The sequence below is a fragment of the Enterococcus sp. AZ149 genome (assembly GCF_051714285.1).
Classification (GTDB): domain Bacteria; phylum Bacillota; class Bacilli; order Lactobacillales; family Enterococcaceae; genus Enterococcus_D; species Enterococcus_D entomosocium.
In genome coordinates, this window is the sequence record NZ_JBIORO010000001.1 from 2,103,018 (window position 1) to 2,117,506 (window position 14,489).

Consider the following 14,489-nt stretch of genomic DNA (forward strand, 5'->3'; position numbering starts at 1 on the left):
TAATACCATGCTTTATTTGAAAACGCAACCACCGTTTTAAAAATATTTTGCTAAGCCTTTTGCTGAAACGAGAAGTTTGCTACACTTAGTGGATAATCAGTTATTTCGTCTTCCTTGGCTTGCACCAGAAGCAAGAAGAACATAGCTGGCTAAACGTATCACAAGAAAGGATGAATCGGATGACTTCATTGAATCACTCACTGCATGTTGCCGTCCCAACAGCATTTGATCATGCAGAAAGACTTGACACGAAAAGGACGATCGCTCATATCTTGCAACTGCAAAAGCAAGGGATCAAATCGGTTTTGGTGTGCGGCTCCACCGGTGAACAGCATTCATTGACTTTAACAGAAAAAAAACAGCTTCTACATGCCTTAGCGCAAGAAACCAGCTGGGCAGCCGATTTCGAAGTCCTCTTCGGTTTAGCTGGCATTGTATTTCATGAAACGCTCGCGTTGGCAGAAACAATCAGCAAAAATCCCCGAATCGATGGTGTGGTTTTAGGCTTTCCCCCTTATCTTTGCCTGACCCAAAAGGAAGCCGTCCTCTATGCTCAGGGATTGATCCATACTTGCGAAAAACCAGTTATTTTATACAACAATCCCCGCCGCACGGGCTTTGATTTATCTGCAGAAAGTCTCTTGACCTTGATCGCTGACCCTCGGGTGATCGGCTTAAAAGAAGCTGGCAGTAAGGAGCGAGTGCCTCAACTAAAAACAAAGACGGCTGCCGATTTTCGTTTTTATGCTGGTGGTGAAGCGGACTTGGCAGAAAAGGTCGCACTAGGGTTTAACGGGCTGTCATCAATGGCAGGAAACCTTTGTCCCGAGGAGATCCAGGTGATTTGGCAAGGGTTACTCAAAGGTGCTGCAACGATTTCTACGTCGGATGAATGGCAGAAAATGGAACAAGCAGCTGCCGGCGATCCAACAGATACCATCAGTTACCTTCCGTGGCTCAAGCAGCAAATCACCATTGATGGACAGCCCTTTGGCTTTTGTCGTCAGCCGCTAGGTCTAGAAACGAGTGATCGGTTTGGCACTGGCTCAATTCCCCCTCATCTAGCATAAGAAAGGCAGGAGAACCAGACAAATGAAGATTGATTCACAACTAAAGCACTATATTGAAAGCTCCATCATCCCACAATACAACCAATTGGATAGCAGTCACTCCCCAGCGCACGTCCACCAAGTGATCCAAAATAGTTTTGAGATTGCTGAAACATTGCCTGTTGACCTGAATATCGTCTATACGGTAGCTGCCTACCATGATATCGGCTTGCTCTATGGCCGCAAAAACCACGAAAGCAATTCCCGCAAGATCGTTGAACAAGATGCTGTGTTGCCACACTTTTTCTCTCCTCCAGTCATTTCAATGATCGGCGAAGCAGTAGAAGACCATCGCGCCTCGCTGCCCTATGAGCCTCGCTCGCTTTATGGCAAAATTATTTCCGAAGCCGATCGTGACTTAGATTTTGAGCGAATCCTCAAGCGAACCTTGCTTTTTGCTTATGAGAAAAAGCAACTCACAGATCTAGAACAATTGCACCAAGAAGCGTATCAGTACATTTCAAAGAAATATGGTCCTCAAAGTGAGCTGAAGGTTTGGTTGGATTATCGCAAAAACCAAGACGGTTTGGCGATCATTTATCAAAAGTTAGCACAACCTGAAAGCTTTCGTCACTCCTTTGAAAAAATCGTGCCATTAGTTATCCCTACAAGCAAAGAAATTGACGATTGACACTTTGATCCAACACCAGACTTTAAATAGAAACCCTCTGATTTCAAAATGCGCCGAGTGTTTGCGTGCGCTGAATTAGAGGGCTTTTACTGTTATCCTAGTTCTTTTTTCACTGAAGTCCCTCGCTCCTTCACTGCTCCCTCGCTCCTATTGAAATCAGGGAGCAGCAACTGGTTTTCTTCAATCAACAAACGCCACTTCTAAATAACCTTCCTTTTTTTACCGAATTTACTCTTTGTAAGCAAGATAGTTTGCTGAAAATAAAAAAAATGGTATTTTTATTTTATCAAGTGATAAAATAATAGGAGGAATCGTTATGTTTTTGGCAATCAATGAAATACGCCATTCCAAATTGCGTTACGCCCTAGTCACAGGGGTCATGTTTTTAATCGCCTATCTGGTCTTTTTTTTAACTGGCTTAGCGTATGGGTTGGCTCAAGATAATCGGATGGCGGTCGACAAATGGGAGGCAGATCAAATTTTGTTGACTGAAGAAGCAAATGATAATTTAAACATGTCGATGCTTCCTCGCAGTCTTTATGACGAAGTCGATGCACCAGAAAAAGCTGTTTTGGCGCAAACCGCTGGGGTAGTGACTAAAGAAGACAACGGTGAAAAAGTCGATGTCACCTTTTTCGGCATTGATCCAGATCAATTTCTAGCACCAAATATTATCGATGGCGAGATGTTTGCGTCAGATGATGAAGCGGTCGCAGACAGCAGCATTGAGGAAGAATACGGGATTTCCATTGGTGACACCATCAAATTAGCCGGCAGTGACAAAAAATTGAAAATCGTCGGTTTTACAGATAACGCCCGCTTCAGTGTTGCTCCGGTCCTCTACACCTCGATCGGTGCCTATCAAGAAATTCGTTTTGAAAAAGAAGATGATTCAGAAAATGCCCGTATCAACGCGATCGTAACTCGTGGCAAAATCAAAGAAGTGCCAGATAATCTAGTCGCTACGGATATCAGCAAATTTATTAATGAATTGCCTGGTTACAACGCACAAGTGCTGACCTTTGGCTTTATGATCGGGTTCTTGATTGTGATCGCTGCCATCGTTATCGGTATTTTTATCTATGTACTAACGATGCAAAAATCAGAAATTTTCGGTGTCATGAAAGCCCAAGGGATCTCTAGCCGCTACATTGCTTTTTCGGTGATCGCCCAAACGTTCTTGTTGGCCACCTCGGGTGTTTTGATCGGTGGGTTGGCAACGATCGGTACCGCCCTCGTGTTACCTGCGGCAGTGCCATTCCAAATCAATCTATTATTCTTTGCTAGTATCAGTGTAATGATGATTCTGATCGCGATGCTAGGTGCTTTCTTCTCGGTGCGAACGATTGTAAAAATCGACCCATTAAAAGCAATCGGATAGGAGGAAAAAACATGAGTGCCATTGAATTCAAACAAGTCAAAAAATCATTTAAAGATGGGGACGCGACGATTGAAGCCTTGAAAGAAACCAACTTTTCGGTAGAAAAAGGCGAATTTGTCGCCATCATCGGTCCTTCCGGCTCTGGGAAAAGTACCTTTCTGACGATTGCCGGTGGTCTACAAGCTCCCTCTGAAGGCGAAGTATTTATCAATGACGAACCTTTTAGTAAACAAAAAGAAAAGCAACGGGCAAAAACTCGTTTCAAAAAGATCGGCTTTATTTTACAAGCTTCCAACCTTGTCCCTTTTTTGACGGTCAAAAAGCAACTTCAATTGGTGGATAAGGTCAGCAAAGAACCCCAAGAGCAATCAGCTACTGAATTGTTTGAACAACTAGGGATTGAAAAGCTGCAGAACAAATACCCCGATGAACTATCTGGTGGTGAAAGGCAGCGTGTGGCTATTGCCCGAGCGCTCTATCATGATCCCACCATCATTTTGGCAGATGAACCAACGGCGAGTCTTGATTCAAAAAAAGCCGTCGAAGTCGTCAAAATCTTAGCAAAAGAAACCAAAGAAAAACAAAAAGCCACCATTATGGTGACCCATGATACCCGTTTGACAGATTATTGTGATCGGGTCCTCGTCATGAAGGATGGCGTTTTAGAAGAAAAAGAACACACGAAAAAAGAAGCCGAATCAAGTGATTCGCAGAAGGAGCAAGCATGAAAAAAATTATTGTTGTCGGTGCGGGCGTGTCAGGATTAGCTGCTGCTGTCCGTTTGCAAAAACTTGGCTATGACGTCACCCTCTACGAAAAAGAAGGTCAACCTGGGGGCAAAATGAATCAGATCAAGGAAAACGGCTTTACCTTTGATGTGGGACCCACCATCGTGATGATGCCTGAAATTTATCGTGAAGTATTTGAATTTGCTGGCGTTGATCCGAATGACTATATTCCTATGGAGAAAGTCGATCCGATGCTGCAGCTGTATTTTACTCAAGACGAACCGCTGACCTTCTCAAACGACTTAGTAGAATTGACCAAAACGCTAGAAGCGATCTCGGAAGAAGATGCTCAAGGCTATTTTGCCTTTTTAGCAGATATTTACAAACGCTATGTGATCGCCAAAGAGTCCTTCATCACCAAGTCGTTTCGGACATGGCGAGACTTTTACAATCCCAAATCATTATGGGCAGGGTTAAAGCTGCGAACGTTTAGTGACGCCTACTCTTCCATTTCTAAATTTGTCAAAGATGATCGCCTGCGAAAATCATTGGCGTTTCAAACCTTGTATATCGGTGTCTCCCCTTACCAAGGGCCGTCCCTTTATACCATCATCCCTATGATCGAGTTGATGTATGGGGTCTATTTCATCAAAGGCGGCATGTATACATTAGCCACTGGTATGGCACGTTTGTTCCAAGAATTAGGCGGAACGATCCATTACAATACCCCAATCGATGAATTATTGATCGAAAACAAGCAAACCAAAGGCGTTCGTGTCAATGGAGAAACGATCACCGCAGATGCTGTGATTTGTGCGGCTGATTTTCCTTATGCTATGGAAAGCTTGATTCCTGATGAATCAAAACGCGGCAAATATACCAATCAAAAAATCGCTTCGATGGATTACTCTTGTTCTTGTTTCTTGCTTTATTTAGGACTGGACAAAAAATATGAAGATAGCGCACTCCATAGCATTTATTTTGCTAATGATTTTAAACGCAATGTAGACGATCTTTTCGAGGCTGGCAAGCTGCCAGAAGATCCTTCCTTCTACTTGTATCGTCCAACCCTGAAAGATGCTTCCTTAGCACCTGATGGTCAAGAAGGTCTTTATGTTTTAGTCCCAGTACCTGAATTATCTAAATTTGATCAATGGACGGATGAAACGATCCAAAGCTACCGCCAGCAGATCATTGGATTATTAAAAGAAAAAACGATCTTTACGGATATCGATGAACACATCGTGTATGAAAAAATGTATACGCCAGATACGTTCAATGATCGGTTCAATGCCTACAACGGTGCGACATTTGGCTTGAAACCGACCTTAGCCCAAAGCAATTACTATCGTCCCCATAATAAATTTGATTATGCAGAAGGCCTATACTTCTGCGGCAGCAGTACGCATCCGGGAGCGGGTGTGCCAATCGTGATGCAAAGTGCCAAGTTAGCTGTTGAGGAGTTGTTAAAAGATGACCGTTAAATCATTAAGCGTCTTTGATGAATACGACAACGATTTTTTATACTGTGAGGCCATCATAAAAAAGCATTCGAAAAATTTTCATACCGCCTTTTCTCAATTGCCAAAAGACAAAGCCCGCGCCGTCTATGCCGTCTACGCCTTTTGCCGACGTGCCGATGATGCCGTCGATGAAAAGCAAGACCCATTGTTGATCGAAGCCATGAAAAAACGCTTGGAAGAAATGCAAAAACAAGTATCAGACGATGCGATCGACTTGCCGCAAGCCGTCAAGGAAGAAGATCCTGATGAAGCCATTTGGCGGGCATTGACCCTTTCTTTCCAACAGTTTGATCTGCAGTTTCAACCCTTTTTCGACCTATTGGTGGGGCAAAAACAAGACCTTGACTTCCAGCAGCCCACCTCTGAAAAAGAGCTTTCTGACTATAGTTACTACGTAGCTGGCAGTGTAGGTCTGATGCTCTTGCCGATTCTCTCGCAAGCAGCCGCTGCGATTCAAGAGCCTGCCATCAAATTGGGTGAAGCGATGCAGCGCACCAATATTTTACGTGATATTGGCGAGGATCTGCGGATGGACCGCATCTATTTGCCGCAAACGGTCTTGGCGCAATACAACCTTTCGCGAGAGGCTTTAGCAGCTGGCAATCAAAACCCGCAGTTTATCGAGATGTGGGAACACGAGGCGCAACTGGCAGAGACGCTTTATCAAGAATCTTTTGTCATGATGCCGCAAATCGATGAAGATTGCCGTGAGGCTCTATTAGCAGCTGCTTTGATCTATCGGGAAATCTTGACTGTGATTCGCAAAAACAACTATCAAGTATTTGCTGAAAAAACAGCGGTACCGAAACAACGGAAAATCCAACTTTTGTTTACCGCGAAAAAAATGCTTCGTCAGGAACGTTGGGAGGGCTGACTTTGAACTTGCGAGAAAAAATATTACGAGTGGCAGAGAACCTGTTTATGCAGCAGGGGTATCAAGCAACTTCTACTAGACAGATCGCAGAAGCCGTCGGCATCACGCAACCCAATCTTTATTATCACTTCAAAGGCAAAGAAGCCATCTATTATGAAGTGATGGTCTCTTTGGCACAAGAGGTTTCTGGAAAGCTAAATCAGACCGTTGAAGATACTTCCTTGACGATCTCTGAAAAAATCTTGAACATGTTTCTTTTTTTAAGAAGTCGGCATCGGATCAATTTTTATATGATGATGCACGACATTCAGCATACCGTTTCTGAGGACACCTCAAAAAAACTGTACTTGCTTTGGCGGAAAAATTACAAAGAACCGTTTCTTGACTTGTTCCGTCGCAGTGATTCCAATCTTCGTTCGGATGTCGATCCAGAATTTGTTACCAGCCAGTTATTAGTGCTGATGGCGGCTCACTTGGACTCACCAGAAAAAGAAGACAAGATGCCAGAAGCGATCGATTTGTTTTTATTCGGTGCACTAGGCAATGGGCCAATTGCGAAATAGCTGGAACGTTGGCTTTTGTCCCGAGAATAATCATTCGACGAATTTCTGACAATCGCGTACACTGATCCAGTAAACAGAAACTTAAAAGGATGGATGTACATGTCAAAAAATCGAATCGAAGCCTTTACGGATGCGGTCATTGCGATCGTAATGACCTTATTAGTACTGGAATTGCACCAGCCCGAAGGCGATACCTTTGCTTCTTTTTTAGGAGTGGAACAGCAATTTATTATTTATTTGATCAGCTTTGTGATGTTAGCGATCTACTGGAACAATCACCATCATCTATTTCAAGTAGTATCTAAAATTGACGGTTGGACCTTGTGGGCGAATCATTTATTGATCCTGGCACTAACCCTCTTTCCTTTTGTAACGTCATGGGTCAGTCGTTATCCAGTCGCTCTTGCCCCTCAGCTGCTATACGGGTCTGTCATTTTATTGACGGATTTCAGCTATTTCCTTGTAGGAAAGTCCTTGGTGCGTGCCAACCCTGACAATCAAGCCATCGTAGAACTGTTTCGCGGATACAAGAAACTCTACTTTACGTTGTTTATCAACGTGCTGGCATTGCTCCTCGGCTGGCTGGTCCATCCACTACTTATCATCACGCTGGATAGTCTCGTGCTATTGTTGTGGGTGATCCCTGAGAAAAAAGTAGAAACCTTTTTAAAACAATAAAAACACTTGCGGTCTTCTCCTAAAAGCGATGGATGATTGCGCAAAAGCAGCCGATTGTTCTGCTTTTGCGCAGTTATCCATCAAGAGAAGGACGCAAGTGTTTTTTCTAGCGAATCAAGTCTTTTCCTGGTGCCTGTAAGACTTGTTCCACTTGTTCTTTGGTGGTTAATGGGACATCTCCCAGCATCGTATGAGCCAATACAGCATTCGTGATTGCAAAATCAGCGGTGCGTTGGAGCGACCATTTTTCGGCATAGCCTAATAATACACCAGCGGCATAGGCATCCCCTGCCCCGATCCGATCCAATACTTGCAGCAGCTGCGGTGCCGTTTCATAGGCATCCTGCGCCGTAATGATTCTTCCACTGATAAACTGCTTGTCTTCCACGGCTAGACGGCGTGTCCCGCAGAACCATTCTAGTTGATACTGGTCAATAAAGGATTGGATCAACGCAAGCTCGGCGCCTTCTGTTTCCTCTAAGGGATATGCCAGCAGCTCCTCCAAGTCACGGACAGAGCCGAAAACTAGATCACAATAAGGTAGAATCGTTTCATACCGTTGTTTTAGTACCTCCCGATTTAATTCTTCATTCAAGCTTGGGCGGAAGTTAAAATCAAAGCAGACGCGAATCTGCTTTACATGGGCCTGTTTCGCCAAAGCCAATGCAGTTTGCCAGGTTCTCTCAGTCAAACTAAGAGAGATCCCGCAAATATGAATGAGATCGACTGTTTCTAGAAATCCATCGATGGCATATTCTTCTGGACCTGAAACGCCAAAGGAACTATGATGGCGATTTTGATAAGTCACGTAAGTCGGACGAGCGCCGTAGCCGATCTCGGCGAAATAACTGCCGATATGACTATATTTTTTGCCAACAAATGCCGTTTGAATCCCATAGGAACGCAAGCTGGCTTTTGCCGTATCTCCTAATCGGTTGGCTGGCACCTGCGTCAGCATCGACGTCGTCAAGCCGAAATGCGCCAAATTGCCTAACAGATTGACCCCTGTTCCTGTAAAATCCATCCGCAAAGAGTGGGTTTGTTCCAATGTTCGATATTCTGGTGGCGTCAACCGCATCATTACCTCACCGTAAGCACCGATCCGCATCATTGATCCCCCCTATTTGGCTGCTGCCAACACCTTTTTCGTCATTTCTGCTAATGTCTGTACATCTTCAGGGCGTGTGTTCCCTGTTTCGCCATCGATGATCGAGCTGTAAATATGTGGAATGATTTTTTTTACTCCTGCATCAACAGCGATCTGCAAGATTTCTTCAAAGTTTTCTAAATCGATGCCGCCGGTCGGTTCCAAATAAAAATCATTCGCAGCACAAGCCTCTGCTACTGCTTGATACTCTGCTTTATGAGCCAACCCTTTCATTGGAAAATACTTGATAGAACTAGCCCCCATGTCTTTTAATAAAGCGATCGCTGTTTCGACGGGGACTTCTGCAGCTGGAGTTTGTGAACTCAATGGTCCAGTAGCAATATTGACATAGCCGACTTTTCCCGTTGGTGAAACAAGGGCATTGACGATCGTTTCAGATTGTCCTAACAAAGCTCGTGAGGTCCCTGCCCCCGTGAATACTTGGTTGACATGCTGTGGCTGCAGAACAGCGGAAATTCGGGAGACCATTTCACTTTGGTTGGGGTCGCCAGCACCAAGCCCAACAGAAAGGGCATTATTTGTTGCCGCTTGATAGGTTTTCATGTCAACGATGGCTGCCTCATCGCTAGCATAATTTTTTGATAAAACACCTAGGACGATGTTGCCCTCTGCTGCTTCATAACAAGCTTTCGCATTTTCAACAGAGTTTGCTAACACATTCAGACAGACACGGTCAGCGAAATAATTGGGTGAAGTTTTCATTTTTGGGTTGCTCCTAACATAATTTCTTGTAAGCGATCGGTGATCACTGCCATTTCTTGTTCATTGACTGCTCGGATATCAAATTCAATAATGCCGTTATTGGCTTGGTATTCACGGGTATAAATCGCTGGTTCTCCCGCTTTTAGCGCGTCGATCACTGCTTTGGCACTTGGTTCTTTCACTTTGACACTCGCTCGATAAATGTCTCTGCCAGCGCTATCTTGAACGATTTTTGCTTCGAAACCAGTGATTTCATTGATTGCCGCAATAAATGGTTGTAGGCGCTCTTGCATCGAAGCGCCAGATTCTGTTCCCTCCGCTAGATAATCCGTCACGGCTTGGGTAAATCCGAGAATATTGTCTTTACCGATTTTCATTGCTCGACCAATACCTTTGGATTGCAGGCGCACCCAAGAGACATAGGGCTGCTTGCCGATCACTAAGCCAGCACTTGGTCCTGACAGTGCTTTCGCACCTGAATAGATCACTAAATCAGCACCTGCTTGGTCATAGGCAAACAAATCTTCCTCAGCAGCCGCATCAACGATCAATGGAAGATCGTGTGCCTTGGCAACTTGGGCCGTTTCTGCTACCGTCAGCATACTTTTTTGAACGGTGTGATGACTCTTTATGTAGAGGATTGCCGCTGTTTCGGGCGTGATCATCTGTTCAATGTGCTCGGGTGTGCACATATTGGCATAGCCTGCTTCCACGACTTTTCCGCCCCCTTGCGCCACCATCACTTCCACCGGTGTGCCATAATCTACGTTGTGGCCTTTGGGCAAAATGATCTCCCGCTTGCTGATTTTCTCACTGTATGGGTGGTACAAATGATAGCTGTCGCCTTGACCGATGAGTGCCGCCACTGATTGGGCGATTCCCGCCGAAGCGGAAGAAACGATTTGCGCATCTTCCGTTTTCAACAATTTTGCTAAATAGGCACCGGTTTTTTCTGCTAGATCTGCCATTTCAAAGAAATGCTCCCCGCCATAGCGCTGGGCTGCAAGCACGCTTTCGCTGACTTTCGAGACACCTAGAATCGTCATTTTGCCGGAAGCATTGATGACTTCTTTCAAGCCTAGTTCTTCAATATTCAGTGTCAAAAAGTTCCCCTCCTATCACCGCTTTTTGCGGCACGATCTGTTGTGTCGTGATTCGGCGATTGCCGTTAGAATCCGTCAATTCCTTTTCGCCCTCTTCAAAGCGGAAAATCGTAAAATCAGCATCATATCCCAATGCGATCTCGCCTTTGTTCTGTAAATGAAATTGCTTCGCAGGGGCACTGGTCACCTTCTCGATGATCTCACGCCAATCATACCCTACGACCGCTAATTTTTCCATAGTCGTCGCTAAATCAAAAACAGGTCCATTGGTACGATTGCGGATGTAGATATCCGTACTAATGGAAGAAGCCTTTAGCTGATTGGCAAAGGCCGTCTCCGCCACGTCAAAATTGAAACTGTCTGTCCCATGACCAATATCGAAGACCAAGCCTTTTTCATAGGCAGCAAAGACGTAAGGCTTGATGGTTTGGTTCGTCTGATCCAAAATCCCATTGGCTTTGCCGTTAAAGCAATGGGTCACCACATCACCTGCTTCCAATTCAGCGAGAATCTCTGCTAAATTCGGTGGTGCTGAACCAATATGGACCATCAGAGGCAACGGTTGATTTTCAGCTTGGATCGCTTTGGCTAATTTCAACGGCGTGATGCCATTTTCGCCGATCACCGTTTTGCTCATTCGGGCTTTGATTCCGACGATAAAGTCAGGAAACTTCTGCAGCGCTTCTTTGACCAATTCTTTTTTGACTTTTGACAGATCCGCAAGTTCATCCTGCTCTACGATCCCCCATTTGGAAATATTGACTAAAGCAAAGACATTGGTTTTGGCTTCTTTGGCTAAATCATAAAACCGATGGATATTTTCGGCGCCAGTCGTCCCCGCATCGATAACGGTCGTGACACCTCGTTTGACACCGATCTCGTCTGGATAATCATAATAGAGCGTCATTTCCTCGAAACAATGGACATGGTCATCGATCCAACCAGCTGACAAGAACTCCCCTTCTGCTAAGGTCATCTCTTGTTTCGCCTGCTCCTTCAACGTGGGTGCCAAAGCAGTGATTTTGCCGTCTTGAACCCCAATATCAAATACTTCTTCATCGATCGTGCGGGCTTGACGAATAATCAAATCAAACATTTCGTTACACCTTCCTCTCTGTGAAAGTGAATTTCGACCAAGGATGGATAAAGGGCAGCAGAACTAACTCTTGTTCGACGATCGAACCGATTTTATTTTTTCGTGGGTCTGAGTGAGGCTCTAGCACTACTTGCAGCTCGTTTTTGTACTTGCCAAAACGATCATTGCCGATCACAACATCCCCTCGTTGAAAGACGCCTTCGTGGTCATGAGCAGGATTGTCATGGTTCTTATACTTTTTACGAACTTCTGTGGAACGGATCATCCGGTCAGTGATGTCGCCTCGACGGTAATGCTGCTCGTCCAGGGCGATTTGGCGTTCAACTTCATTGATTTCAGGCACAAATTCAATCGCAAATGCCGTCTGGTAGCGATCAATCGCTCCTAGTGCCGCCAATTCTGCTTCCGAAGCATAAGCATTGCCGATAATGACATCATCAATCAAGCCTGTGGCAAACAAATGCTTTGTGGCAGTTTCTACAGGCATTCTTCGGTGCATTTCTAAGGTCGGTAAGCCATCATTGATATCCCAAGGTCCGATCGTTCCCGTTTGAGAAGAGATAAATGCGGCGGTTCGAATGCCTTTTTCCTTGAAACGACGACTGCATTTTTCAAAGAAATCATAGGGTAAGGCAGTCCCTTCTTGCGGATAGAAATTGTGGCAGCCGTATAAGTAAGGAATGTTGGCTTGATAGGTCAAAATATTGTCTAAATACGCCACATCATTGCTCATATTCAATTCAACAGCTAAACCAAAGGGATTGTAGGTCAACATCGCTTCTTTGTTGCCGTCAAAACCTAAATCTAAACGAATTCCATCGGCACCTAGTTCATGGAAAAAGGTCAAATCATCATAGGAGATGCCTAGTTCAGAAAAAATGGCTGGTGCCACGTCTAAAATCGTTTCATAGCCTAATCCTTTGGCAAAATCAATCAACGCTTTAAATTTTTTCTGCACGTTTTCTTTGCCGTCACTCACTTCCAACATACTCATAAAAATGCGGCTAAAGCCATAATCATGGGCTAATTGCAGATAGGCTTTATCTGTTTCAAAATCACTGTGATCGGGATACACCGATACTCCTAGTTTTCTTTTCAACTTATCTCATCCTCATTTCTTCATAAAAAGCAGTAAAACGTGTCAGTAAAAGCGAACTGCAAACAATCGTCGCCGTCATCGTCAAAAATGGTCCCCACGGAAACTGACGGCTCAGTAGGATCGCTGCAGCAACGCCAAGAATCCCGAACAAAAGCATCCGCCAAAACGGCACTTCTTGAATTTTTTTCCCTTGTGCTGATTTTGTTAACCAAATTTGACAACCAAAAAATAAACAAATGGCATAAATCCCCATGTTTGCACCTCACTCTTTTTGTTTTGCTTAAGCGGCTGTTTCTTCTTCTTGCTCTCGGGCAATCTGCTGTTTCTCAAAGACTTTAAAGAATGGGTAATAGATTGCGAGTGTGATAAAGAAGTTGACGATCACTAAAATCGCTGCTGCGATACTCCAGTCCGTACTCATCCAGGCGGCGATTGGTGCTGGAATGGCAAACCCAAGTCTGGCAGCCATCATCGGTACGACGCCCGTAATGGTCGCGAAGTAAGAAATCGTTGTCGTAATCAACGGTGCCACCAAGAAAGGAATGCCTAAGATCGGGTTCATTACGATCGGTGCACCGAAAATCACAGGTTCATTGATATTGAATAGGCCTGGCAAGATGGACAAACGGCCCAATTGTTTCAAGTATTTTGATTTGGAGAAGAAGAACAAAACGACCAACGCTAAGGTCGTACCGGCTCCACCGATCCATACGAACCATTGTAAAAATTGTTCCGTAAAAATATTAGGCAATTCATGCGCATTGCCAGATGCTTGGAAGGCTTCCATATTTTCAGCGATGGAAATATCCCAGAAGGGACGAATGACAGGACCCATGATGGCTGGTCCATGAATTCCCAGTACCCAGAAGAAACAGATCAAGAAGACAGTCAATAAACCACCAAACAAACTGTTACCCGCTAGCACGTCTTTTAACGGCATCAACAAATTACTTAAAAAGCCATTGATATCAAAACCAAGCATATGACGGATCACCCAGAACAAAATCAGGATCGCTCCTCCAGGAATCAATGCCATAAATGAATTCGTCACTTCTGGCGGCACACCATCTGGCATTTTGATGGTGATGTTTTTTACGATAAAGAAACGATAGATTTCAACGGACAAGATCGCCGTAACGATCGCGCCAAACAAAGAGCCGGAGCCTAGGTTGGCCACATTGATATAACGTCCGGCATCAATGATACCTTCCACAGAATCAAAGACTCGCAACGGTGGTGCAGCGGTTACAAGAAAGGACATCGTTGCTAAGATACCCGCAGTCAATGAATCCAGCTTGTAGCTTTTGGCTAGCGATGAAGCAATCCCATACGTTGCATATAATGCCAATAATCCGACTGTATAACGAAATGGAATATCCAAAACTTCCCGATACGGTTCGATCACCGCAGCGACCGATTCAATGGGGAAATTCAGCAAAATCGTAAAGAACGACCCAACGATCGTTAATGGTAAAGTAGCGATGATCCCCTTTCGAATCGCTACCATGTGCCGTTGCATCCCCACTTTATTTGCAATCGGCATCAATTTCTGTTCAATAAATTCTACAAACCCTTTCATAATTGCCTCCTTAGTTTATAACATTATAATGTTTATACAAGGATAATAGCACAGAGGATCAAGGTTCGTAAATAGTTTTTTAAACAGTAGATAGAATAATCTTTTCGCAATAACATTTCTTACAGTAACCATCAAGCGTCCTATCGTTGTCCTTTCGGTCGATACTGATACATAAATCGATTTTGGATGACGGTACAATTGATGATAAGTAACAAAATGAAAACTGGCGCCAAAGGAGTGCGGATCAACAGGAAA

At 44.4% G+C, this 14,489-nt stretch carries 15 protein-coding genes; 8 read left to right on the top strand and 7 right to left on the bottom strand.

The window, feature by feature from the left end; genetic code table 11:
• Nucleotides 1-179: 179 nt before the first annotated feature.
• From IGI94_RS09870 to IGI94_RS09905, 8 genes are all read left to right on the top strand, one after another.
• The gene (locus IGI94_RS09870; protein ID WP_438899670.1) at nucleotides 180-1,070 is read left to right on the top strand and encodes a dihydrodipicolinate synthase family protein; all 891 of its coding nucleotides are present in this window, start codon (nucleotides 180-182) and stop codon (nucleotides 1,068-1,070) included.
• Nucleotides 1,071-1,092: 22 nt separating this feature from the next.
• Nucleotides 1,093-1,740 carry an HD domain-containing protein gene (locus IGI94_RS09875; RefSeq protein ID WP_438899671.1) on the top strand — a complete coding sequence of 216 codons (648 nt, stop codon included), beginning with the start codon at nucleotides 1,093-1,095 and terminating at the stop codon, nucleotides 1,738-1,740.
• 316 nt (nucleotides 1,741-2,056) lie between these two features.
• Entirely contained in the window at nucleotides 2,057-3,121 is a 1,065-nt protein-coding gene (locus tag IGI94_RS09880; protein ID WP_422705894.1) for an ABC transporter permease, read from the top strand.
• Nucleotides 3,122-3,132: 11 nt separating this feature from the next.
• Entirely contained in the window at nucleotides 3,133-3,849 is a 717-nt protein-coding gene (locus IGI94_RS09885; RefSeq protein ID WP_005235241.1) for an ABC transporter ATP-binding protein, read from the top strand.
• Nucleotides 3,846-5,333: a phytoene desaturase family protein gene (locus IGI94_RS09890; RefSeq protein WP_438899672.1), complete on the top strand. Its 1,488-nt coding sequence runs from the start codon at nucleotides 3,846-3,848 to the stop codon at nucleotides 5,331-5,333. Before IGI94_RS09885 ends, IGI94_RS09890 begins: the two co-directional genes overlap by 4 nt.
• Entirely contained in the window at nucleotides 5,323-6,246 is a 924-nt protein-coding gene (locus tag IGI94_RS09895) for a phytoene/squalene synthase family protein (protein ID WP_438899673.1), read from the top strand. The genes IGI94_RS09890 and IGI94_RS09895 overlap by 11 nt, the downstream gene beginning before the upstream one ends.
• Before the next feature lie 2 nt (nucleotides 6,247-6,248).
• Nucleotides 6,249-6,809 (top strand): TetR/AcrR family transcriptional regulator, encoded by a 561-nt coding sequence (locus IGI94_RS09900; RefSeq protein ID WP_010747950.1) that lies wholly within the window; start codon nucleotides 6,249-6,251, stop codon nucleotides 6,807-6,809.
• 99 nt (nucleotides 6,810-6,908) lie between these two features.
• Complete coding sequence (locus IGI94_RS09905) at nucleotides 6,909-7,487, top strand: TMEM175 family protein (protein WP_042890962.1); 579 nt, start codon at nucleotides 6,909-6,911, stop codon at nucleotides 7,485-7,487.
• A gap of 106 nt (nucleotides 7,488-7,593) precedes the next feature.
• Here IGI94_RS09905 and IGI94_RS09910 read toward each other — a convergent pair whose 3' ends face one another.
• From IGI94_RS09910 to IGI94_RS09940, 7 genes are read right to left on the bottom strand one after another with little or no spacing between them, the layout of a single operon-like run.
• Nucleotides 7,594-8,598 (bottom strand): sugar kinase, encoded by a 1,005-nt coding sequence (locus IGI94_RS09910; protein WP_061054288.1) that lies wholly within the window; start codon nucleotides 8,596-8,598, stop codon nucleotides 7,594-7,596.
• A 9-nt stretch (nucleotides 8,599-8,607) separates the two neighbouring features.
• Nucleotides 8,608-9,357: a 2-dehydro-3-deoxy-phosphogluconate aldolase gene (gene dagF, locus IGI94_RS09915; RefSeq protein ID WP_142971944.1), complete on the bottom strand. Its 750-nt coding sequence runs from the start codon at nucleotides 9,355-9,357 to the stop codon at nucleotides 8,608-8,610.
• On the bottom strand, nucleotides 9,354-10,460 hold the full coding sequence (locus IGI94_RS09920; RefSeq protein WP_438899674.1) for a DgaE family pyridoxal phosphate-dependent ammonia lyase: 1,107 nt from the start codon (nucleotides 10,458-10,460) through the stop codon (nucleotides 9,354-9,356). Before IGI94_RS09920 ends, dagF begins: the two co-directional genes overlap by 4 nt.
• A complete protein-coding gene (locus tag IGI94_RS09925; RefSeq protein WP_438899675.1) occupies nucleotides 10,444-11,556 on the bottom strand; it encodes an amidohydrolase/deacetylase family metallohydrolase in 1,113 nt (370 codons plus the stop codon). Before IGI94_RS09925 ends, IGI94_RS09920 begins: the two co-directional genes overlap by 17 nt.
• A gap of 4 nt (nucleotides 11,557-11,560) precedes the next feature.
• Nucleotides 11,561-12,655: a DUF871 domain-containing protein gene (locus tag IGI94_RS09930; RefSeq protein ID WP_438899676.1), complete on the bottom strand. Its 1,095-nt coding sequence runs from the start codon at nucleotides 12,653-12,655 to the stop codon at nucleotides 11,561-11,563.
• A 1-nt stretch (nucleotide 12,656) separates the two neighbouring features.
• Nucleotides 12,657-12,908 carry a hypothetical protein gene (locus tag IGI94_RS09935; protein WP_005235223.1) on the bottom strand — a complete coding sequence of 84 codons (252 nt, stop codon included), beginning with the start codon at nucleotides 12,906-12,908 and terminating at the stop codon, nucleotides 12,657-12,659.
• A 27-nt stretch (nucleotides 12,909-12,935) separates the two neighbouring features.
• Complete coding sequence (locus IGI94_RS09940) at nucleotides 12,936-14,234, bottom strand: PTS sugar transporter subunit IIC (protein WP_005225702.1); 1,299 nt, start codon at nucleotides 14,232-14,234, stop codon at nucleotides 12,936-12,938.
• Nucleotides 14,235-14,489: the final 255 nt, after the last annotated feature.

What these genes read in the sequence shown, in the direction of transcription:
- IGI94_RS09905 (WP_042890962.1), top strand. Translation starts at nt 6,909, where the DNA reads ATGTCAAAAAATCGAATCGAAGCCTTTACGGATGCGGTCATTGCGATC.
- IGI94_RS09940 (WP_005225702.1), bottom strand. Translation starts at nt 14,234, where the DNA reads ATGAAAGGGTTTGTAGAATTTATTGAACAGAAATTGATGCCGATTGCA.
- IGI94_RS09875 (WP_438899671.1), top strand. Translation starts at nt 1,093, where the DNA reads ATGAAGATTGATTCACAACTAAAGCACTATATTGAAAGCTCCATCATC.
- IGI94_RS09895 (WP_438899673.1), top strand. Translation starts at nt 5,323, where the DNA reads ATGACCGTTAAATCATTAAGCGTCTTTGATGAATACGACAACGATTTT.
- IGI94_RS09880 (WP_422705894.1), top strand. Translation starts at nt 2,057, where the DNA reads ATGTTTTTGGCAATCAATGAAATACGCCATTCCAAATTGCGTTACGCC.
- IGI94_RS09935 (WP_005235223.1), bottom strand. Translation starts at nt 12,908, where the DNA reads ATGGGGATTTATGCCATTTGTTTATTTTTTGGTTGTCAAATTTGGTTA.
- IGI94_RS09925 (WP_438899675.1), bottom strand. Translation starts at nt 11,556, where the DNA reads ATGTTTGATTTGATTATTCGTCAAGCCCGCACGATCGATGAAGAAGTA.
- dagF (WP_142971944.1), bottom strand. Translation starts at nt 9,357, where the DNA reads ATGAAAACTTCACCCAATTATTTCGCTGACCGTGTCTGTCTGAATGTG.
- IGI94_RS09885 (WP_005235241.1), top strand. Translation starts at nt 3,133, where the DNA reads ATGAGTGCCATTGAATTCAAACAAGTCAAAAAATCATTTAAAGATGGG.
- IGI94_RS09910 (WP_061054288.1), bottom strand. Translation starts at nt 8,598, where the DNA reads ATGATGCGGATCGGTGCTTACGGTGAGGTAATGATGCGGTTGACGCCA.
- IGI94_RS09870 (WP_438899670.1), top strand. Translation starts at nt 180, where the DNA reads ATGACTTCATTGAATCACTCACTGCATGTTGCCGTCCCAACAGCATTT.
- IGI94_RS09890 (WP_438899672.1), top strand. Translation starts at nt 3,846, where the DNA reads ATGAAAAAAATTATTGTTGTCGGTGCGGGCGTGTCAGGATTAGCTGCT.